The sequence below is a fragment of the Deinococcus sp. genome (genome assembly GCF_018260555.1).
Lineage (GTDB): Bacteria > Deinococcota > Deinococci > Deinococcales > Deinococcaceae > Deinococcus.
On the sequence record NZ_JAGLBB010000007.1, the window covers coordinates 40,175 to 61,392 of the forward strand.

The 21,218-nt window shown below is 70.6% G+C and carries 18 protein-coding genes; 14 read left to right on the forward strand and 4 right to left on the reverse strand.

Going from position 1 to position 21,218, the window contains the following annotated elements; all coding sequences use genetic code 11:
- Nucleotides 1–132: 132 nt before the first annotated feature.
- From tilS to hrpB, 4 genes are all read left to right on the forward strand, one after another.
- On the forward strand, nucleotides 133–1,749 hold the full coding sequence (gene tilS, locus QZ271_RS02700) for a tRNA lysidine(34) synthetase TilS (RefSeq protein ID WP_291428731.1): 1,617 nt from the start codon (nucleotides 133–135) through the stop codon (nucleotides 1,747–1,749).
- 468 nt (nucleotides 1,750–2,217) lie between these two features.
- Nucleotides 2,218–4,119, forward strand: a complete 1,902-nt coding sequence (locus QZ271_RS02705) for an N-acetylmuramoyl-L-alanine amidase (protein WP_291428733.1) — start codon at nucleotides 2,218–2,220, stop codon at nucleotides 4,117–4,119.
- Between the two features lie 351 nt (nucleotides 4,120–4,470).
- Nucleotides 4,471–5,160 (forward strand): SDR family oxidoreductase, encoded by a 690-nt coding sequence (locus QZ271_RS02710; RefSeq protein WP_291428735.1) that lies wholly within the window; start codon nucleotides 4,471–4,473, stop codon nucleotides 5,158–5,160.
- Nucleotides 5,161–5,635: 475 nt separating this feature from the next.
- Nucleotides 5,636–8,131, forward strand: coding sequence for an ATP-dependent helicase HrpB (hrpB, locus tag QZ271_RS02715; protein WP_291428736.1), 2,496 nt, complete (start codon nucleotides 5,636–5,638; stop codon nucleotides 8,129–8,131).
- A 146-nt stretch (nucleotides 8,132–8,277) separates the two neighbouring features.
- Here hrpB and QZ271_RS02720 read toward each other — a convergent pair whose 3' ends face one another.
- Nucleotides 8,278–8,403 carry a hypothetical protein gene (locus QZ271_RS02720; protein WP_291428738.1) on the reverse strand — a complete coding sequence of 42 codons (126 nt, stop codon included), beginning with the start codon at nucleotides 8,401–8,403 and terminating at the stop codon, nucleotides 8,278–8,280.
- Nucleotides 8,400–9,041, reverse strand: a complete 642-nt coding sequence (locus QZ271_RS02725; RefSeq protein ID WP_291428740.1) for a Rad52/Rad22 family DNA repair protein — start codon at nucleotides 9,039–9,041, stop codon at nucleotides 8,400–8,402. The genes QZ271_RS02720 and QZ271_RS02725 overlap by 4 nt, the downstream gene beginning before the upstream one ends.
- A gap of 172 nt (nucleotides 9,042–9,213) precedes the next feature.
- Between QZ271_RS02725 and hisB the strand changes: the two genes are divergently transcribed.
- The 10 genes from hisB to QZ271_RS02775 all read left to right on the forward strand — a co-directional run bounded on the left by hisB (nucleotide 9,214) and on the right by QZ271_RS02775 (nucleotide 19,032).
- Nucleotides 9,214–9,801: an imidazoleglycerol-phosphate dehydratase HisB gene (hisB, locus tag QZ271_RS02730; RefSeq protein WP_291428742.1), complete on the forward strand. Its 588-nt coding sequence runs from the start codon at nucleotides 9,214–9,216 to the stop codon at nucleotides 9,799–9,801.
- Nucleotides 9,798–10,442: an imidazole glycerol phosphate synthase subunit HisH gene (gene hisH / locus QZ271_RS02735; protein WP_291428745.1), complete on the forward strand. Its 645-nt coding sequence runs from the start codon at nucleotides 9,798–9,800 to the stop codon at nucleotides 10,440–10,442. The genes hisB and hisH overlap by 4 nt, the downstream gene beginning before the upstream one ends.
- A gap of 135 nt (nucleotides 10,443–10,577) precedes the next feature.
- On the forward strand, nucleotides 10,578–11,618 hold the full coding sequence (locus QZ271_RS02740) for a branched-chain amino acid aminotransferase (protein ID WP_291428747.1): 1,041 nt from the start codon (nucleotides 10,578–10,580) through the stop codon (nucleotides 11,616–11,618).
- Nucleotides 11,619–11,830: 212 nt separating this feature from the next.
- Nucleotides 11,831–13,843, forward strand: a complete 2,013-nt coding sequence (locus tag QZ271_RS02745) for a 1,4-alpha-glucan branching enzyme (RefSeq protein ID WP_291428749.1) — start codon at nucleotides 11,831–11,833, stop codon at nucleotides 13,841–13,843.
- Nucleotides 13,844–13,897: 54 nt separating this feature from the next.
- Nucleotides 13,898–14,206 (forward strand): hypothetical protein, encoded by a 309-nt coding sequence (locus tag QZ271_RS02750; protein WP_367114292.1) that lies wholly within the window; start codon nucleotides 13,898–13,900, stop codon nucleotides 14,204–14,206.
- A 115-nt stretch (nucleotides 14,207–14,321) separates the two neighbouring features.
- The gene (locus tag QZ271_RS02755) at nucleotides 14,322–15,296 is read left to right on the forward strand and encodes an FAD:protein FMN transferase (protein ID WP_291428751.1); all 975 of its coding nucleotides are present in this window, start codon (nucleotides 14,322–14,324) and stop codon (nucleotides 15,294–15,296) included.
- Nucleotides 15,297–15,368: 72 nt separating this feature from the next.
- Nucleotides 15,369–15,980: a DUF2271 domain-containing protein gene (locus QZ271_RS02760; protein ID WP_291428752.1), complete on the forward strand. Its 612-nt coding sequence runs from the start codon at nucleotides 15,369–15,371 to the stop codon at nucleotides 15,978–15,980.
- Nucleotides 15,958–16,596, forward strand: coding sequence for a PepSY-associated TM helix domain-containing protein (locus tag QZ271_RS02765; protein ID WP_291428753.1), 639 nt, complete (start codon nucleotides 15,958–15,960; stop codon nucleotides 16,594–16,596). Before QZ271_RS02760 ends, QZ271_RS02765 begins: the two co-directional genes overlap by 23 nt.
- A 146-nt stretch (nucleotides 16,597–16,742) precedes the next feature.
- A complete protein-coding gene (locus QZ271_RS02770; RefSeq protein ID WP_291428754.1) occupies nucleotides 16,743–17,531 on the forward strand; it encodes a nitroreductase family protein in 789 nt (262 codons plus the stop codon).
- Between the two features lie 286 nt (nucleotides 17,532–17,817).
- Nucleotides 17,818–19,032, forward strand: a complete 1,215-nt coding sequence (locus QZ271_RS02775) for an aminotransferase class I/II-fold pyridoxal phosphate-dependent enzyme (protein WP_291428755.1) — start codon at nucleotides 17,818–17,820, stop codon at nucleotides 19,030–19,032.
- A gap of 269 nt (nucleotides 19,033–19,301) precedes the next feature.
- Here the strand turns inward: QZ271_RS02775 and QZ271_RS02780 are convergent, their stop codons facing one another.
- Nucleotides 19,302–20,303 (reverse strand): isocitrate/isopropylmalate dehydrogenase family protein, encoded by a 1,002-nt coding sequence (locus tag QZ271_RS02780; protein WP_291428758.1) that lies wholly within the window; start codon nucleotides 20,301–20,303, stop codon nucleotides 19,302–19,304.
- Nucleotides 20,304–20,400: 97 nt separating this feature from the next.
- Nucleotides 20,401–21,218, reverse strand: an 818-nt coding sequence (locus QZ271_RS02785) for an FAD-dependent oxidoreductase (protein WP_291428760.1), incomplete at its 5' end; no start/stop codon positions are given.

The following is a 21,218-nucleotide window of genomic DNA, read 5'->3' on the forward strand; positions in this document are numbered from 1 at the left end:
CAGCGGCCCTGGGGAACCTTTCTTCACGGGCGAGCCGAGCGAGTGGATTTGACCGAGCAGCACGGGGAAGAGGGGCGTCGGGAGGCGGTTTTCCTGACGCCGTGATTCGGGGAACTGCTCTACAATGCGCCGGTGCCGGACGTCGCTGATTCCCTCCTGCGGCCCCTGCGGCCGTTTGCGGGGCAGGTGGTCGTGGTGGGCGTGTCGGGCGGCGCGGACAGCGTGGCGCTGCTGCGCTGCCTGCTGCTGGTGGAGGCGCGGCCGGTCGCGGCGCACCTGGATCACGCGCTGCGCACTGACTCGGCAGGGGACGCCGCGTGGGTGCAGGCACTCGCGGCGCAGCTGGGCGTGCCGTTTGCGGGGGGGCGGGTGGACGTGGCAGCGGTCGCGGCGCGGCGCGGCTGGAACACCGAGGACGCCGCCCGCCGCCTGCGCTACGATTTCCTGACCCGCGCGGCCAGGGCGCACGCGGCGCAGGTGATCCTGACAGCGCACACGCGGCGCGATCAGGCCGAGACGGTCCTGGCCGCCCTGCTGCGAGGCGAGGCAGTGCTGCACGGCATTCCCGCCGCGCGCGGGCCGCTGCGCCGCCCCTGGCTGGACGTGCCACGCGCAGACATCGAAGCGTTCCTGCGCGCGCGCGGTCAAGCCTGGCGCGAGGACCCCACGAACACCGACCCCGCGTTCACCCGCGCCTGGATTCGCCGGGAGGTCATGCCGGTCCTGAGCGCCCGCTACCCGGCCGCCGAGCAGACGCTGGCCCGCGTGGCCCGCATGCAGGCCGAGGACGACGACGCCCTGAGCGAACAGGCCGCCCACCTGACCCGGCACGCCCCGCGCCGCAGCGCCCCGCCAGCCGTGCTGCGCCGCTGGGTGCGCGCCGAGTTGCGCCGCGCCGGACTGGACTTTCACGCCCCGCACCTGGAACGGCTGGCCGGGGCGCTGCGGGCAGGGGAGACGGCGCACGTCACCCTGCCCGGCGGGCGCAACGTGACCGTCACGGGCGGGCAACTGCACACGGCGCCGCAGAACTGGCCGGAACCCGATTTTCTCCTTCCGCCCGGCTGGGAACTCCGCACGCGCCGCGCCGGGGACCGCGTGAAGCTGCCCGGCGGCACGCGCGCACTCAGTGACGTGCTGACCGACCGGCACGTGCCCCGCGCCGACCGGGACCGCGTGCCGCTACTTGCCTCTGACCGGGGCGTGCAGTGGGTGGGCCTTGAGCCGCCCATCTGGGCGGTCGGTGCGCGCGAGGCGGCCGCCCAGCCCGCGGACCCGCTGCACGCCGCGATGGGCCAGGCCCTGGCACAGGCGCGCGACGCCGCCCGCGCGCAGGAAGTCCCGGTCGGCGCGGTGGTCCTCGGCCCCGGCGGTCAGGTGGTCGGGCGGGGCCGCAACACCAGCCGCGAGCACGGCGACATGACCCGCCACGCCGAACTGGCCGCCCTGAGGGACGCCGCCCGCACCCTCGGCACCCCGTACCTGAGCGGGTGCACGCTGGTCGTCACGCTCGAACCCTGCCCCATGTGCCTCGGCGCGGCCCTCGAAGCGCGCGTCGGGCACGTCGTGTACGGCGCCGCGAATCCCAGGGCGGGCGCGCTGGGGGGCGTCACTGACCTCCTCGCTGCTCACTGGGGGCACGTTCCGGCCGTCACGGGCGGCGTCCGTGCCCACGAGGCCGCCCGCCTCCTGAAAGATGTGTTCGGGCGGGTACGCGCCGCGCGGCAGCGGGGCACGCCAGACCGGTAGGCTGCCAGCAGGGGGTTCAGCGCCGCAGGGCGTCCAGGGACCCGCAGCGCCCGCAGAACATTTACGCTGAGGCCCGGGCGTGACGCGGTCGCCTGACTGCCCGCCGTGCGGGTCATGACGAGCAGTGGATGACAGCACAGGTCCCCCAGATCACGGTCGGATGGAGCTGACCGGAGAGAGCAGGAGCCGCCCGACCTGCCCTGATACGGACTGCGCACCACTGCGCCACAGTCGAAAAAACGCCGCCTGGGGCTCCATACCCCGAAATCCGTATCTTGTTCCCACTCCCATTCGCTCAGATTGATTCAGAACTGCACCGAATCAATCGGAATCCGTATGAGTGGTCAACGAAACGGGCGGCCGTCTGGATCATGAGTGCGCGCAGCCTCCTTCCACGCCACCTGTGGCCCCCGCACACGGACGCCCGCGCCCGGCGTGCTACAAGCCCGGCGTGCTACACCCTGGGGCATGCGCGCTTCCTCTGCCCTGGCCGCCCTGACCGGACTGGCCCTGCTCTGCGCCCCGTCCGGCGCCACGCACGCCAGTGGCGTGTTCGTCTCGTACCCCCCGGAAGGCCACCGGGTCGCGCACGCCAACGTGATCTTGCAGGGGCACGTACCCCCCGGCTCCAGCCTCAGCGTGTCCGGGCGCGCCGTTCCCACCGGCCCCGACGGCCTGTTCATGGAGTGGTGGCCGCTGAAACCCGGCGTGAACACCCTCACCCTGACTGCCCGGCAGGGGAGCCGCGTGACGGGCCGCACCCTGCGCGTCACGCGCGTCGCCGCGCCCATCCTGCCCACCCGGCCCACCCGCATTCTGCCCGGCAGCGTGACGCCCGCCCAGCCGGTCGAATTCTGGGACGCGACCGGCGACACGCCCACCGAACGCCGCGTTCCCGTCAGCGTGCAGGGCAGCGCCGGAGCTCGTGCCAGCGTCCGCCTGGGCAGCGGCGCGCCCACCCCGCTGCGCGAGGGACCCCCCGGCACGTACCGCACCGACCTGAGCGTTCCCCCCACCTCCCAGGCCAGCGCCCCCCTGACCGTCGCCCTGACCGGCCCCGACGGCCGCACCGTGACCGCCACCGCCCCCGGCCACGTCACCGTGCAGAGCGGCGGCGCCCGCAGCGGCTCGCAGCGTCCCGGACAGGTGCCGGGCCCCAGCCTGAACGCCAGCAGCACCGTCCTGACCACCCTGACCGGCGAGCCCCTGCTGTACCCCCGCACCGGCATGACCTTCACGGTCGTCGGCCGGCAGGAAGGCGATCTGCGCGTCCGCCTGACGGGCGGCCAGAGCGCCCTGATCACCGCCACGCAACTCGACCTGGGTGCCCCCGGCACCGCCCCCTTCCCCTGGACCGGCGGAACTGTCCGCCTGGACGCACCGCCGTCTGCCCTGATCAGCCCACCCGCCCCGGAACCCGCCGCCTCCCCCGTGCCCGCGCTGCCCGGCCTCCCCACCCCCAGCGATTCCCCAGCGCCGCCATCACCAACCGTACCGGCCCCCGCCCCCGGCAGCAGCGACCTGACGCTCCTGATCCCCACCGGCCCCGCCCGTCCGCCCTTCACCCTCGAACAGACCGACCCACGCACCCTCGTCCTCACCCTGTTCGGCCCGAGCCTCACGCCGCTCACCCCGCCCGCCCCCCACCCCCTGCTGACCTACACCCAGCTGCACACCACCGCCGACACCACCCGCCTCACCCTGACACTCGCCGCCCCCGCCTGGGGTTTTACCGCCGATTACGACGGCCCTCACCTGCGCCTCGGTGTCCGTACGCCCCCCACCCCCAACCCCGCCCAGCCTCTGCAAGGCCGCGCCATCACCCTCGACCCCGGCCACGGCGGCACCCAGAACGGCGGCGCCGGCAGCCTCGGCACCCCCGAAAAAGACCTCGTGCTGCCCATCACCCTGCGCGCCGCCGAACTCCTGCGCGCCCAGGGCGCCACCATCCACCTCACCCGCACCACCGACACCACCGTCGGCCTGTACGACCGCGGCCAGCTCGCCCACGACACCGACAGCGACCTCCTCATCAGCATCCACGCCAACGCCCTCCCCGACGGCCGCGACCCGCGCGGCGTCCGCGGCCCCGAGATCTACTTCACCCACCCACAGGCTCAACCCCTCGCCGCCGCCCTCCTGGACGCCCTGCGCGCCGGGCTCCCGGACCTCGGCCCCGGCGCCGGACTGAAACCCGGCGCGGACCTCGCCCTCACCCGACCCACCAGCCAACCCAGCGTCCTGATCGAAACCGGGTACCTGACCGACCCCGGCAACCTGCGCGTGCTAAACAGCCCGGCCGGACAAGAACGGATTGCTCAGGCCATCGCGGCGGGGGTCGTGGCGTACTACCGGGGGCTTGGGCGGTAGGTGGGTGCCTCGCGGCGGGCCTCCCCACCCCCCAGCCCCCATCCCCAGGGGGGACGGGGGGGCTTTCGTTGGCACTGGGCAGGTATTTCTCTGGCGTTCGGGGTGAGAATCGGGCGGGGACGGCCACGCCTCACACGCCATCCTCCGACTTCGCCGCGTGCGCCCCGCGCGCTTCGCGCACGACGGGCTTGGTTGCCGTGACGGCCGCGTCAGCATGTTGTTTAGGCTCCCCTTGAGGGAAGCTGTCAGCGAGGCTGACTGGCTGGTACAGCTGCGGAGCAGAGGGGTCCTGCGAGGCAGGGGGTTGCCCTTCCCGCATCCCGCTGCTTCCCACTCCCGTACCATCTGGGCATGAGTGTCGTTCGGCCGGTGACGTTGGTGACGGGAGCTGCGGGTGGGATTGGGGCGGCGTTGGCGCGGCGGTTGGCGTCTTCGCAGGACCTGATCCTGTCGGGGCGGAATGTGGGGGCGTTGGAGGCCCTGTGTGCGGAGGTGGGAGGCGCGGCGCTGGTGCTGGACCTGACCCGCCCGGAGTCGTTCGAGGAGGCGCTGGCGGGATTGGGGCGCGTGTCGAACGTGGTGCATAACGCGGGCGTGGTGGAGCTGGGCGCGGTGGGGGCGCAGGGGCACGCGGTGTGGTCTCACACGCTGGCGGTGAATGTGGTCGCCCCGGCGGAGTTGACGCGGTTGCTTCTGCCGCGCGTGCGTTCGGAGCGGGGGTCGGTGGTGTTCGTGAACAGCGGCGCGGGCCTGCGCGCGAACGCGGGGTGGGGCAGTTACTCGGCCAGCAAGTTCGCCCTGAAAGCCCTGGCAGACGCCCTGCGGGAGGAGGAGGCTGAGCGTGGGGTGCGCGTGTCGAGCGTGTACCCGGGCCGCACGGCGACGCCCATGCAGGCGAAGGTGCGCTCCCAGGAGGGCGCGGCGTACACGCCGGAGGCGTTCATCGATCCGGATTCGGTGGCGGCCACCATCGAGTTCGTGCTGAACGCCCCGCGTGACGCGACCCTGCCGGACGTGAGCGTGCGCCCTGGACCGCGTTGATGGGCGCGCCGGTGGAAATCAGGTGACGGCGCCGGCGGTGGGGCTGCGCGCCGCGTGGCTCCCCACCACGCACCCGCTTCAGGGCGAGGTTCCAGATGCGGTTCTCGGTGATCTGCGGGATGTGCTGGGGTTGTAGGTGGGCGCCTGCGGCGGGCTGCCCCACCCCCCAGCCCCCATCCCCAGGGGGGACGGGGGAGCCAGCGTTGGCACTGGGCAGGTATTTCGCGGGCGTTCGTGGTGGGGATTGGGCGGGGACGGCCACGCCTCACACGCCATCCTCCGCGCCCGCTGCGTTCGCCCCGCGCGCTGCGCGCACGACGGGCCTCGTGGCGATGACGGTCGCCTTTCAAGGCTCCCCTTGAGGGGAGCTGTCAGCGAAGCTGACTGAGGGGTCGCCTGCGAAGCAGCTGTGTTCCGCTGCGCGGCAGCCGCCCTTCCCACTCTCCGCGCCCCTGCGGCGCGTACCATCGGGGGTGTGAGTTCTTTCGTGTTGCCGATTGCGGAGGTGGTGCCTGCGGTGCGTGGGGCGCTGGCGGCGCATTCGTTGGTTGTGGTGCAGGCGCCTCCGGGGGCGGGGAAGAGTACGGGGTTGCCGCTCGAGTTACTGGGCGAGCCGTGGTTGGCGGGGCGTGGGATCGTGATGCTGCAGCCTCGGCGGGTGGCGGCGCGGGCGGTGGCGGCGCGGCTGGCGGAGGGGCTGGGTGAGGAGGTCGGTGGGACGGTCGGGTACCGGGTGCGCTTCGATTCGCGGGTGTCGGCGGCGACGCGGTTGGAGGTCGTGACGGAGGGCATCCTGACGCGGCGGCTTCAGCGGGATCCGGAGTTGTCGGGGGTGGGGCTGGTGATTCTGGATGAGTTTCACGAGCGGAGCCTGAACGCGGATCTGGCGCTGGCGCTCCTGCGGGAGGTGCAGGGGGCGCTGCGGGATGACCTGCGGGTGCTGGTGATGAGTGCCACGCTGGATCCGGGGCTGCCGGGGCGGCTGGGGGCGCCGCTGATCGAGAGTGCGGGGCGGGCGTTCCCGGTCGAGGTTCGCTACCTGCCCTTAGACCCGGTGGGGCGCGTGGAGGACCTCGTGGCGCGGCAGGTGCGGCTGGCGCTGGAATCGGAGCCGGGGGACGTGCTGGCGTTCCTGCCGGGCGTGCGGGAGATCCGCGCAGCGGCGGCGGCGCTCTCGGACGTGGACGCCGCCGTGCTGCCGCTGTACGGGGACCTGCCGGTGCGTGAGCAGGCGCGGGCGCTGCGGCCCGATCCGGGTGGGCGGCGCAAGGTGGTGCTGGCGACCAGCATCGCGGAGACGTCGCTGACCATCGACGGGGTGCGGGTGGTGGTGGACGGAGGCCTGAGCCGCACGCAGGCGTTCGATCCGGCCAGCGGGCTGTCGCGGATGGTGACGGGCCGGGTCACGCGGGACGCGGCGGCGCAGCGGGCGGGCCGCGCGGGTCGCACCGCGCCGGGCGTGGCGTTCCGGTTGTGGAGCGAGCGGACGCAGCCGCTCCTGCCGGCCGCGCGCCCGCCGGAGGTCATGGAGGCGGACCTCGCGCCGCTGACGCTGGAACTCGCGCAGTGGGGCGTACCGGACCCGGCGGACCTGCACTGGCTGGACGTACCCCCGGCCCGGCGTATCGAGACGGCGCGGGGTGTGCTGCGGGACCTGGGCGCCCTGGACGGGTCGGGCCGCGTGACACCGGAGGGCGCGCGGCTGCTGGACTTCCCGACGCATCCGCGCCTGGCGCACCTGCTGACCTCGCCGGGCGACCCGGCGCTGGCCGCAGACGTGGCGGCCCTGCTGGAGGAACGTGACCCGCTCCCACCGGGGTCCGGTGCGGACCTCACGGACCGTGTGGCGGCCCTGCGTGCGTGGCGTGGCGGTGGGCGCACGCCCGGCGACGTGACCGTGCTGGAGCGGGCCGAGCGGCTGTCCCGGCAGTGGCGCACGCTTCTCAAGGTCCGGCCGGACGACTCGGCCCCGGACGGGTTCGCGGTGGGGGCGCTGGTCCTGCGGGCGTACCCGGAACGCGCCGCGCTGGCCCGCGAGGAGACCAGCGGCCTGCGCCGGGGGCGGTTCCTGCTGGCGGGCGGGCAGGGGGTGGCCCTGCCGGAAGGGGACGCTCTGGCAGGCGCGCCGGCGCTGGCGGTCGCGCACCTGGACGCCGCCCCCACGAGTGCCGCGCAGGCCGAGGGCCGCATCTTCCTGGCGGCGCCCCTGGACCCGGCCGCGCTGGACGTGGCGGCCGCGTGGGTGGACGCGGTGCGCTGGGACGCCCGCAGCGGCACGCTGGTCGCGCAGCGCGAGCGGCGTTTCGGGGCGCTGCTCCTCGACTCCCGTCCCCTGCGGGACGTTCCGGCCCGGGCGCGACTGGACGCGCTGGCCGGGGCGATCCGAGAGGGGGGACTGCACCTGCTGACCTTCAGCGCCGAGGCGCAGGCACTCCGTGACCGCGTGGGGTCCGTCCGGGCGTGGCGGCCGGACGAGACCGACTGGCCGGACCTCAGTGACGCGGGGCTGCTCGACACCCTGGAGGACTGGTTGGGACCGCAGCTGGGCGCGGCCCGCTCGCGGGAGGACCTGGGCCGCCTGAACCTGCTGCCGGCCGTGCAGACGCGGCTGCCGTGGCCGCTCCCGGCCCGGCTGGACGAACTCGCCCCCACGCACCTGACCGTCCCGACCGGCACCCGCGTGCGCCTGACGTACCGGCCCGGCGAGGCGCCCATCCTGGCCGTGAAGTTGCAGGAATTGTTCGGGCTGGCCGACACGCCCGCCGTGAACGGGGGCCGCACGCCCGTGCTGCTGCACCTGCTGTCCCCGGCGGGGCGGCCCGTGCAGGTCACGCAGGACCTGCGTTCCTTCTGGAATTCCTCTTACTTCGAGGTGCGTAAGGACCTGCGCGGCCGGTACCCCAAGCACCCCTGGCCCGACGATCCCTGGACGCACGCCCCCATGAAAGGCACCCGGAAACGGGGCGAGTAATACAAGTTCCGATTGATTAGGTGCAATTCCGCATCAATCCGAGTGGATGCGAGTGGGAGAGAAACGGGTTCCGGACGTGAAATTGGCAACCCGGTGATGTTCCGGGTTGCCAGTGAAACAGACGGCAGTTCGTTCGGGTGAAGTGCCTACAGCAGGCGGGCGAGGGTGCCGCCGAGCAGCATCAGCAGCAGCAGGGCCAGGGTCACGCCCAGCAGTTGCTGGGGGGCCGGGCGGACCACTGCCTCCCGGCGGGGGCCGGTGCCGGGGGTCACGCGGCCCGTCCGGCGTGGGGGCCGGCTTGGTTGCCGGGCTGGCTCTGGGGTGGGTCGTGGGGGGTGGGGTGCAGGCTGCCCAGCGCGGCTTTCAGGTGGCGGTACACCTCGCGCTGAAGTTCGAGGTCCTCGGGGAGTTCGTAGCGCAACTGGTCCATGGCCTGCATCAGGTGCGCGCCGCCGGGCGTGCGTTCATGGTCGGGGCGCGCCCAGTCCGGCAGTTCCGGGGTGTGGGTGGGTTGGCGTTTCGTGTCGTCCCAGTCGCCCCAGGTGCGGGGCAGGTCGTACAGGTAGCGGCCGATGCCAAAATGCACGGCGCAGCGTTTCAGGGCGTCGCTGGCGGCGGCTTTCAGGCTGCTCAGGTCGCCGTCCGGGGCCTGTCCGATGTCCTCACGACTGACGCCCAGGACGGTCAGGCGGCCCTTGACGGTGGGAACGGGCGCGCCGGGCACGACTTCTACACTGAATGCCCAGTCGTCCGGGCAGATGGCGTCCAGGCGGTCCTGAACGGCGCGGGCGTCGATGTGGGCCAGGAGCAGTGCGCGGCTGCGATCCTTGCTGATGGCGACGGCTTTCCACGCCACCATGTGAGCGGGAAACGGGGACTGGAGTCGTTTCTGGACATCGCTCAGTTTCATGTATTTAGTCTATAACAGAATCGAATTACGGTCAAGACAGAATGACCGACGGTCCGTTCCCCGGTCCCGGTGAGCAGGGCAACCAGCCCACGACCTGCCGCAGACCGCCCAGCGCCCCCCGGTTCCATCCACGCCACACTCCTGACCTGCCGCGCCCTCTACCATGCGTGGTATGAGTCGCGCGGCCACCGTTACCCGAACCACCAGCGAAACCGACATCACCGTCACGCTGGACCTGGACACCACCACCTACCAGCACCCGCAGACCGGGCACGGGTTCCTGGATCACATGCTCGACGCACTGGCCCGCCACGCCCGCATCGGCCTGAGCGTCCGCGCGACCGGCGACCTGCACATCGAACCCCACCACCTGATCGAGGACACCGGCATCACGCTGGGGCAAGCGCTCTCGCAGGCACTCGGGGACCGCCGGGGTATCGAACGTTACGGCAGCGCCTTCGTCCCCATGGACGAGACCCTGGCACACGTCGTGCTGGACCTGTCGGGCCGCGCACACCTCGCCTTCGAACCCGAGACCCTGAACGTCTGGGGCGACGCCGGCGGCATGACCCACTACCACCTGCGCGAATTCCTGCGCGGCCTGTGCAACCACGCGGGCGTCACGATGCACGTCCGGCTGCTCGCAGGCCGCGAGGCCCACCACGTCATCGAGGCGACCGTGAAAGCCGTGGCCCGCGCCCTGCGCGACGCCGTGCAGGTCACCTCGCAGGCGATGCCCAGCACCAAGGGCAGCCTGTGACGGCCCCCACGCCCGAACGCCCGGAAGTCCTGCTGCTCGATTACGGCGCCGGGAACGTCCGCAGCGCCGCCAAGGCCCTGGAACGCGCGGGCATGACCGTGCGCGTCAGCAGCGACCCCGCCGACGTGCCCGGCGCGCGCGCCCTGGTGGTGCCCGGTCAGGGCCACTTCCGGCAGGTCATGAACGCCTTCGACAGCGGCGGCTTTCGCCAGCCCGTCCTGGACGCCGCCCGCACCGGCACGCCCATCCTGGGCATCTGCGTGGGCATGCAGATGCTCCTCGAACGCAGCGAGGAAGCGCCGGGCGTCCAGGGTCTGGGCCTGATTCCCGGCACCGTGCTGCGCTTCCCCAGCGACCCGCAGCGCAAGGTGCCGCAGATGGGCTGGAACAGCCTGGATAAGGTCGGGGACAGCCCCCTGCTGGCTGACCTCGCCTGCCCCGCGTACGCGTACTTCGTGCACTCGTACTACGTGCCCCTGACCGTCGAGGTCGATGCCGGGGCACTCACCGAGTACGGCGTGCCCTTCTGGGCCGCGCTGAGCCACGGCAACCTGCACGCCACGCAGTTCCACCCGGAGAAAAGCGGCGAGGTCGGACTGGCCATCCTCGAACGCTTCCGCCGCAACGTGCTGAGAGGCTGAACGTACCGGCAGGATGATGGCGGGATGTGAATGGCGGAACGTTGATGGAGAGGGGTGGGCGATGTTCCGCCATCCGCAACGGGCAATAGAACGGGCAATAGACCGGTGAGGCACGACTGGGCCACAATGGACGGCATGACCACCCGGACCTCCCGCCCGCCCGTGGACCTCGACTGGAACACGCTGGGCTTCAGTTACATCCGCACCGACGAACGCTACCTCTCGCACTGGCGTGACGGCGCGTGGGATCAGGGCAGCCTGACCCTGGATAACGTCCTGCACATCAGTGAGGGCAGCACCGCCCTGCACTACGGGCAGCAGTGCTTCGAGGGCCTCAAAGCGTACCGCGCCGCCGACGGCAGCATCAACCTGTTCCGCCCCGATCAGAACGCCGCGCGCATGCAGGCCAGTTGCCGCCGCGTCCTGATGCCCGAAGTCAGCACCGAACAGTTCATCGACGCCTGCCGTCAGGTTGTGCAGGCCAACGAACACTGGATTCCTCCCTACGGCACGGGCGGCGCGCTGTACCTGCGCCCCTACGTGATCGGCGTGGGCGACAACATCGGCGTGCGCGCCGCCCCGGAATACATCTTCGGAGTGTTCGCCATTCCCGTCGGCGCGTACTTCAAAGGCGGCCTGACCCCCCACAACTTCATCACGTCCGGCATGGACCGCGCCGCGCCGCACGGCACGGGGGCCGCCAAGGTCGGCGGGAACTACGCCGCCAGCCTCCTGCCCGGCGCGCAGGCCCAGGACCGCCACTTCGCGGACGCCATCTACCTCGACCCCGCCACCCACACCAGGATCGAGGAAGTCGGCGCCGCGAACTTCTTCGCCATCACCCGTGACAGCCAGACGTTTATCACGCCCAAATCCCCCAGCATCCTGCCCAGCATCACCAAGTACAGCCTCCTGCACCTGGCCGAACACCGCCTGGCCCTGAACGTCGTCGAGGGCGACGTGTTCATCGACCGCCTGGACGGGTACGCCGAGGCCGGCGCGTGCGGCACCGCCGCCGTCATCACGCCCATCGGCGGCATCCAGCACGGCGACACCTTCCACGTGTTCCACAGCGAAACCGAGGTCGGCCCCGTCACCCGCCGCCTGTACGACGAACTCGTCGGCATCCAGTACGGCGATCGCCCCGCGCCCGAGGGCTGGATCGTCAAGGTGTAACGGCAGGGGGGGCGGGGAGCGGGCGTGGAGTTGGCAGCCCGGTGGTCTTGCGAGTCATGAACGACACATTTGGACTCCGTGTGGGACGGGGCAGCATACGTGGCATGTTCCGCCTCAAGCGCCGCACATGCCGCCCCGGCACGCTCTGACCGTTTCTTCATGTTCGCCCCCTGCGGGCGGGGAGGGTGGGGGGCGCGGCTACACTCGGGGGCATGAGTGAAGCGCTTCCGCTGGATCATGGTTACCTTCAGAAGCTCGTCACGGCGGATCTGGTGCGCCCTGATCACCTGCTGGGCGCGCACCCGGTCACAGAGAACGGAGTGCCGGGCGTGCGCTTTGCCGTGTGGGCTCCGAACGCGCATCACGTGAGCGTGGTGGGGGATTTTAACGACTTCAACGGCTTTGATCACCCCATGCAACGCCTGGAGTTCGGGTTCTGGGGCGCCTTCGTGCCGACGGCCCGCAACGGGCAGCGGTACAAGTACCGCGTGACCGGCCCGGACGGGCGCACCGAGGACAAGATGGACCCGTACGGGTCGTTCTTCGAGGTTCGCCCGGCGACGGGCAGCGTCGTGTGGGAGCAGCCCTTCGACTGGACGGACGGCACGTGGATGAAGGAGCGCAGCGCGGGACTGGAACAGGCGGTCAGCATGTACGAGGTGCACCTGCCGTCCTGGGCGCGCCGGGAGGACGGCTGGTTCCTGAATTACCGCGAGGTCGCGCACCGGCTGGGCGAGTACGTGACGTTCATGGGGTACACGCACGTGGAGCTGATGGGTGTCATGGAGCACCCCTTCGACGGGTCGTGGGGCTATCAGGTGACCGGGTACTACGCGCCGACCAGCCGCATGGGCACCCCGGAGGATTTCAAGTACCTCGTAAATCACCTGCACGCGCTGGGCATCGGCGTGATCCTGGACTGGGTGCCAGGGCACTTCCCGACGGACCCGGCGGGCCTGGGCCGCTTTGACGGCACGCCACTGTTCGAGTACGCCGACCCGCGTAAGGGCTTCCACTACGACTGGAACACGTACATCTTCGATTACGGCCGGAACGAGGTCGTGATGTTCCTGATCGGGTCGGCCCTCAAGTGGTTGCAGGATTTCCATGTGGACGGCCTGCGCGTGGACGCCGTGGCGAGCATGCTGTACCTGGATTTCTCGCGCACCGAGTGGGTTCCGAACGTGCACGGTGGCCGCGAGAACCTGGAAGCCATCGCGTTCCTGAAACGCCTGAACGAGGTCGTGCATCACATGGTGCCGGGCTGCATGATTGTGGCCGAGGAGAGCACGTCGTTCCCCGGCGTGACCACGCCCAGCCCCAACGGTCTGGGCTTCGATTACAAGTGGGCGATGGGCTGGATGAACGACACCCTGCGCTACTTCGGGGAGGACCCGCTGTGGCGCCGCCACCAGCACCACGCGCTGACGTTCTTCAATGCGTACCGCACCGCCGAGAACTACATCCTGGCCATCAGTCACGACGAGGTCGTGCACCTGAAAAAAAGCATGGTCATGAAAATGCCCGGCGACTGGTACGCGCAGCGCGCCGGGTACCGGGCGTTCCTGGCGCTCATGTGGGCCACGCCTGGCAAGAAACTGCTGTTCATGGGACAGGAGTTCGCGCAGCCCACCGAATGGAACCACGACGTGAGCCTGCCCTGGCACCTCGCGGATCACCCGGATCACCGGGGCGTGATGCACCTGGTGCGGGACCTGAACGGCCTGTACCGGGATCGCCCGGACTGGCACGTGGCCGACACGCGCGACGAGGGATTGCAGTGGATCAGCGCGGACGACACGGAGAACAGCGTGTACGCCTTCGTGCGCCGCGATCCGGTGGGCGGCGCGTGGAGTCTGATCGTGGCGAACCTGACGCCCGTGTACCGCGACCTGTACCCGGTGGGCGTGCCTGTGGGCGGCGAGTACCGCGTGCTGATGTCCACCGATGACGGCGGATACGGCGGCTTCGGCACGCAGCAACCCGACCTGAGCGCCCATCAGGAAGGCTGGAACGGACAACCGCAGCACCTGCGCCTGAACCTGCCTCCAAACAGTGTGCTGGTCCTGGCCCCCATCGCCGGGGACACTCCGGCACAGGCAGATACGGCGCGTTTGGACGCGGTGCAGGCGAACGTGGAGCAGGCGAACGCGGCGCAGGTACAGCTTGCCGGGAAAGCCGTGAGCCAGGATGCGGCCGTGACCGGTCCGGCCAACGCCGACTGAACAGTTGAGTCCTGTCCCCCCAGCCGGGAAGGGCAGGTCTGCTTTAATGCGGCGGTGACGGATTCTCCTTCCACTCCTTCCGGCGCCGGTGGTCCGGGGCCGCAGCGGCCCGCGCCGGACTCGCTGATGGCCGCGAGTTTCCTGCTGCTGGCAGTCCTGGCAGGGCTCCTGCTGTGGCCGCTGATCACTGGCGGTCCGGCCCCCAGTCCGTACCTGATCGCGGGGCTTCTACTGCTACGCCTGGGCCTTCAGTTCCTGCGGTCCCGCCGTGACGAGCGGCTGCGGCGGCCCGCCGGTTGGGCGCTGGATCTCCTGCTGATCGCGTTGATCTTCTATTCCGCCAGCACTCAGCCGCCCGCGTGATGCGGGGCCGGGTGAGTCGCCGGTGGCGGGGGGTGGTGGCGCCGGCCGTTCTGCGGGCCGGGGCGGGGTCTCATTTTTTAACCCGCTTCATAACAAGCTTGGTCAGAAACCGCTCGTGATTCCACCCGCCCTGCTGAACGTCCTGCGTCCCCCGCACCGCCTCCACAGCACCTACGAACGACTGCTGGGCACCGAAGTGGAACTTCAGATCGTGGCTGGCACCGCCGCTCAGGCACAGGAAGCAGAACAGGCCGCCCTGACCGAAATCGAACGCCTGACGCTGATTCTCAACCGCTTTGACCCGGTCAGCGAATTGTCCCGCTGGCAGGGCACGCCCACGCCGCACGCGCCCCTGAGCCTGGACCTGCTGAACGTCCTGCGTCTCGCCGACCACTGGAACCGCCTCAGTGGTGGCGCGCTGCACCCGGGCGCGGACGCCTTCGGTGAACTCTGGAAGCAAGCCAGCCTCAGCGGGCACCCGCCCACCCCGGCCGTGCTGGCGCGGCAGGCCAGCGCCCTGCGCACCGAACCGTGGGAACTGCACCCGGATGGCAGCGGCACCCTGCTGGCCCGCTACCCCATCGGCCTGAACGCCCTGGCCAAGGGGTACATCGTGGACTGCGCCGCCACCGTCGCCTCGCGCTGTGTGGGGGTCCGCAGCGTGCTCGTGAACGCCGGGGGTGACCTGCGCGTGATCGGGGGCCGCGGTGTGAACGTGGCGGTCGCCAATCCCTTCACCGCCCGCGACGACGTGCCCCCCCTGACGCACGTACGCCTGCGGAGCGGCGCGCTGGCTACCAGCGGCTCCTCTCACCGGGGGTACCGGGTGGGCGACGAATGGTACTCTCACGTGATCGATCCGCGCAGCGGGTACCCGGTCCGGGACGTGCCGGGCGTGACGGTCCTTGCGCCGGAATGCGTGACCGCCGATGCCCTGGCCACCATCCTGAGCGTGCTGCCGCCGCAGGCTGGACTGGCCCTGACAGCCTCCATGCCCGGCTGCGAGGCCCTGATCATCACCGCCACGGGCGTGCAGCACGCCACGGCCGGATGGAAGGCAGCCGGACGCCGGCGTCTCCTGTTCCGCTGAGCGGCGCGCGGCCAGGGCGTTAACGGATTCTTAGCACAGCTGCGTCATGATGCGCTCGCAAGGAGGTCCACCATGACTGACACGCACCACACCGGCACGCACCATACCGACACCAACGTCGTCGCAACCACCAGCAGCCGCCGCAGCTTCCTGGGAGTCCTGGCCGCCGCCACCGCCGCCCTGACCCTCTCCCGCATCGCGCCTGCCCAGGCTGCCGCCGCCAGTACCGCCCACAAATGGGTGAGCGGCATGGCCCTGGACATCAACTTCACGGTCGCCACCAAGGCCACCGGGCGTGTCAAACGGCCCTTCGTGGCCATCTGGATCGAGGACGAAGCCGGGAACACCGTCCGCACCCTGACCGTGTGGGTGCAGCAGTCCCGCATGAACCCACGCTGGCTGGCAGAACTGCGCCGCTGGACCCGCGAGAACGGCGGCATGGTCGCCACCGTGTCCTCGGCCACCCGCAACCCCGGCACGTACGCCGTTGCCTGGGACGGCAAGACCGACAAGGGTGCCATGGCCACCCAGGGCAACTACTACGTGTGCATCGAGGCCGCCCGCGAGCACGGTCCGTACTCATTGGTGCGTGAGAAGGTGACGGTGGGCACCGCCGCGTTCAAGAAGACACTGGGGACCAACAACGACATCGAGGACTCCAGTGTCTCCTTCAGCAAGGCCTGAGCCGGGGCTCCGGCCCGCGCCCCGGTCCCGCTCTCTCAAAGCCCGCACGAACGTCTGGCTGCGCTGGGTGCACACGTACACCAGCATGATCAGCCTGCTGGTCGTGCTGTTCTTCAGTCTGACCGGCATCACCCTGAACCACCCGGACTGGGTGTTCGGTACGAAGCAGACCACGAAAACGGTGACTGGCACCCTCCCGGCCGGCTGGATCAGGAACCGCGAGGTCAACTGGTTGACCGTCGCCGAGGAACTCCGCGCGCAGCAGGGCCTCAAGGGCCGCGCCAGCGAACCCCGCGTGGACGGCCAGGAAGCCAGCATCTCGTTCCTGTCCCCCGGGTACAGCGCCGAGACCTTCATCGACACGCAGACCGGTGGGTACAAGACGACCATCCTGGCGCAGGGCGCGGTGGCCGTCATGAACGACCTGCACAAGGGTCGCGATACCAGTTCCCTGTGGAAATGGGTCATTGACCTGAGCGCCGTGTTCCTGACCGTCATCTCGTTGACCGGTCTGGGCATCCTGCTGTACCTGAAAAAGACGCGCGTGCAGGCCCTGACCGTCATGGGCGCCGGCGCGGTCCTGACCGTCCTGCTCGCATGGCAGGCCAGCCGCTAAGGTCCTCCCACTGGTGGGACCGGGCGGCGCAGCGTGATCCAGACGTAGCGTGATCCAGGCGTAGCGTGATCCAGATGCAGCGTGATCCAGGCGCGCCGTGATCCAACTTCCCGTTCCGGGGCGGCGCGGCGCGTATCGTTGGCCGCATGACCGCTCCCTCAAACACCTACACTCCAGCCGAAGTCACCGCGTTCTATGACGCGCACCGCACCGTCCGCCAGTACCAGACCCAAGCCGACGGCTCGCCGCTGCTCCTGCCTGCCGATCACCTGGAGGCCATCCTGCACGCCACGCAGCGCGCGCCCACCGACGCGACTGCGCAACTGTACTCGCTGATCCGCATCACGCGCCCCGGGCTGCGCGCCCGCCTGGCAGAACTGACCACCAACGCCCACATCGCCACGGCCAGCGAGGCGTTCGTCGTGTGCGCCGACGTGCGCCGCGTGGGGCGCGTGCTGGAGGTCGGCGGCAAGCAGGCCGGGCAGTGGCCCGCCATCGCCGTTCACTTCGGCATCGGGGACGCCGTCATGGCCGGCACGAACCTCCTGACCGCCGCCGAGATGCTCGGCTACCAGGGCTGCTGGATCGGCGGTGTCCTGAACGGCCTTCAGGGCATCATCGACGAGCTGGGACTCCCGCAGGGCGTGCTGCCCTTTGCCGCGCTGACCATCGGCACGCCCGCCGAGAACGCCCCCTACCGCCCCCGCGTGCCGCGCCCGCTGGTCATTCACACCGACTCGTACCATGAAGCCAGCGACGAGGAAATCCGTGAGGCCGTGCAGGTCATGAACCCCATCGCGGCGCGCGGTGACCAGCCCGGCGACTGGACCCGGCTGCTCAGCATGTACTTCGGGCGGGGCGGCGGCATGGAAGCCCGCGAACCCGGCCTGGTCGCCGCGCTGAAGAAGCAGGGCCTCTGGGCAGGCGCCGAGTAATCCGGACTGCGGCTTCAGACCGCCCAATCCGTCTGCTGTTCCCACTCGCGTCCGCTCGGATGGATTCAGAATTGCAGCGAATCAATCGGAATCCGTATCATACGAACTCCGATTGAATGGGCTGCAAGGACCGTTCAATCCGAGCGGACGCGAGTGGGAGCGGGGCGGGTGCTCCATCGTGAATCCAGGCATCCTGACGGTCGTGGTCGCTGACCGGGCGTGCGCTCACCTGCCTGCCTGCCTGCGTGCAGGCCCGCGCGGGTGCGTTGATCCGTAGAATGCGCACGTGAGTCCATCCAATCCTGATGTTCCCGGCGAGCCCGCTGCGGCGCCCGTGAAGTACGACCTGACCACCCTGGCCGCCCGCGCGGGCGAGGAGGCCCGGCCGAACCGTGTGGCCGCGCTGGTGGAACCCATCTACCAGAGCACCGTGTACGCGTTCGCGGACCTGGACGACCTGGACCGCGCCATGAGCGGCCAGGACCCCGCCAGCTTCTACTACCGCAACGGCACCCCGAACGCCGCGACCCTGGAACGCGCCCTGGCGACTCTGGAGGGCACCGGGGCCGCGCTGGTGGCCGCGAGTGGCATGGCGGCCATCAGCGCCGCGCTGCTGGGCGTGCTGAAGGCCGGGGATCACGTGATCACGGACGCCCGCGTGTACGGCGTGACGTACGCGCTGCTGGCCGAGGAGTTCCCCCGCCTGGGCATCGAGGTGTCGTTCGTGGACGCCTGCGACCTGAACGAGGTCGAGGACGCCTTCCGGCCGAACACCCGCGCCGTGCATGTCGAGAGCCTCACCAACCCGCTGCTGACTGTACCGGACGTCCCGGCCCTGGCGCAGCTGGCGCACGCGCGCGGCGCGCTGCTGAGCGTGGACAACACCTTCGCCAGTCCGGCCATGTTCCGCCCGGCCGAGCACGGCGCGGACCTCGTGACGCACTCGGTCAGCAAGTACCTCAGCGGGCACTCCTCGGCCTTCGGGGGGGTGCTGTGCGCCTCGCCGGAACTGGTCGCGCTGGCCCGCACGCGTCTGCTGCGCCTGGGCGGCGCCATCTCGGCCTTCGACGCCTGGATGACCATGCAGGGACTTAAGACCCTGGGCCTGCGCATGCGCGCCCACAGCGGCAACGCGCAGGCGGTCGCGGACGTGCTGGTCAACCACCCGCGCGTCCGGGCCGTGTACCACCCGGGGCTCAGCGACCACCCGCAGTTTCACCTTGCCATGGACCTGTTCCCGCAGGGTTTCGGCGGGATGCTCAGCGCGGACATCGCGGACGCGCCCCGCTTCGTCAGGGCCCTGGCTGGCCGCATTCCGCTCGCGCCGTCGCTGGCGGACGTGATCACCACGCTGTCCTGGCCGTGGGGCACCTCGCACCGCCCGCTGCCGGAACCCGAACGCCGCCGCCTGGGCATCACGCCGAACCTGCTGCGCCTGAGCATCGGCATCGAGGACATCGGCGACCTGCTGGGCGACTTCGAAGCCGCGCTGGACGTGTAGTACGGATTCCGATTGATTCGCTGCAGTTCTGATACGGATTCCGATTGATTTGGTGCAGTTCCGAATCAATCCGAGCGGATGCGAGTAGGAACAACAGACGGGTTTCGCGGTATGGAGCCGCAGGCGGTGTCTTCCCGACTGTGGCGGAATGGAGCGGAATCCGTATGACTCAAACCGAGCGAAGCGGGTGGGATCAGAAGCGGGGTCCGGACGTGGAGCTGACGACCCGAAACATTACCGGGTTGCCAGCGAATCAACCGCAGTCCGCGTTATTCCAGGGCGGCAATGACGGCTTTCGTGAATTCCTCGGTGCCGGCAGTGCCGCCGAGATCACGGGTGCGGGGCCCCTCGACCATGACCTTGTTCACGGCCTTGTCGATGCGGCGCGCCGTGTCGTGGTCACCAATGTGGTCGAGCATCAGCACGGCGGCCAGGATGGTCGCGGTGGGATTGCTGATGCCCTGACCGGCAATGTCGGGGGCCGAGCCGTGCACCGATTCGAAAATGCCGAACCGGTCGCCCACGTTCCCGCTGGCCGCGATGCCGAGACCGCCGACCAGTCCGGCCGCGAGGTCGCTCAGGATGTCGCCGAACATGTTGGTCATGACCATCACGTCGAACTGCCGGGGGTTGCGGACAAGCTGCATGGCGGCGTTATCGACAATCATGGTGCCCGTGTTCAGGCCGTTCACGGTCGCGGCGTGGTCGAGGATGGTGTTCAGGAACAGGCCCTGCGTGACGGGCAGCACGTTCGCCTTGTGCACCACGGTCAGGCGGCCGGAGCGTTTCATGGCGAGGTCGGCGGCGAACCGGCCGATGCGTTCGCTGGCGTCCTTGGTGATGACCGTGTCGGCGATGGCGGTGTCGCCGTAGCGGCGCTCCTGTTCCACGTACAGGCCCTGGGTGTTCTCACGGACGATCACCAGGTCGACGTTCTCGTACGCGCCGGGAACCGGGCGGGTCTTAGTGGGACGCACGTTCGCGTACAGGCCGTACTTCTGGCGCAGGTGACGGATCGCGCCGGAGAACCCGGCGGGTTTCTGGCCGGAGGGGCTGGTGGCCGCGCCGAACAGGGTGGCGTGCGTGTTCTCCACGGCGTCGTAGGTGGCCTGCGGGGTGGTGGTGCCGTGATCGAGGAAGTACTCGTACCCGGCCTCGGCGTGCACGTACTCGGCGCTGAAGCCGGCGGCGTCCAGCACGCGGCGGGTCGCGGGAATGACTTCGTGGCCGATGCCGTCGCCTTCAATCAAACAGATGCGGTAAGTCGCCATAACCCGGACAGTCTAGGGCACCTTTGTAGTTCCCTTCACCCTTATGGGGGCGGTGTCACGTCACCCGCCGCGTGACGCGCCCCCCGCTGCCAGCCTTTCATCCGGCTGGGCGCGGGTTCGCCTCCTCCGCGGAGGTCATGATCTGGCGGGCCAGGGCGTGGGCCAGCAGCGGCCCCACCAGGAAACCCTTGCTGCTCAGGCCGCTCAGGCGCCACGATCCGCCGGGTTGCGGCCCGGCGCGCAGCTCTGACAGGCGCGACCCGGTCCAGCGGCCCGTGACCTGCGCGCCACGCAGCCCGGTCAGCGCTGCGCCCTTGCCGAGCAGCCACCCCAGCGAGCCCAGCGGCAGGCCCGGCGGCCTCCAGGTGGGGGCGGGCGTCTCGAAGGACGCGCCCAGCACCCCGCCCACTGCCGCCGGGGCGAGGTACGCGCCGAAACTGACCGGACGGCGGGTCACGGCGCGGTCCAGGGTCAGCAGGGTGCCCATGCGGTGCGTGCCCGCCTCGCCCAGCCACGCGCTGCCCAGCGAGCCGCCGCAGAAGACCACGGCGTCGGCTGGCAGGGTGTCGCCGCCCGCCAGCGTGACCGTGCGCGCCGTCCAGTCCTGCGCCCGCCCCCGCACGACCCGCGCGCCCGACGCGCCCAGCAGCGCGTCCGTCAGGGCCGCGCCGTCCAGCCAGCCACCTTCCGGCAGGTACAGTGCGTGCGCCCAGCCGGGCGCCAGGGATTCCGGCGCGTTAGCCGGAGCCAACCACTCGCAGCGCAGCGCAGGCGGCAGATTCCGCTCGAAGCGCGCCCGCGTCCGGTCGTCCGGGATGGGCCGCAGCACGCCCGGCCGACCGTGCGGCACGGCCCAGCCCGCCGCGCCCAGCTCGCGCAGCAGCGCCCAGGTGAAGGCCACGCCCTCCAGCGCCC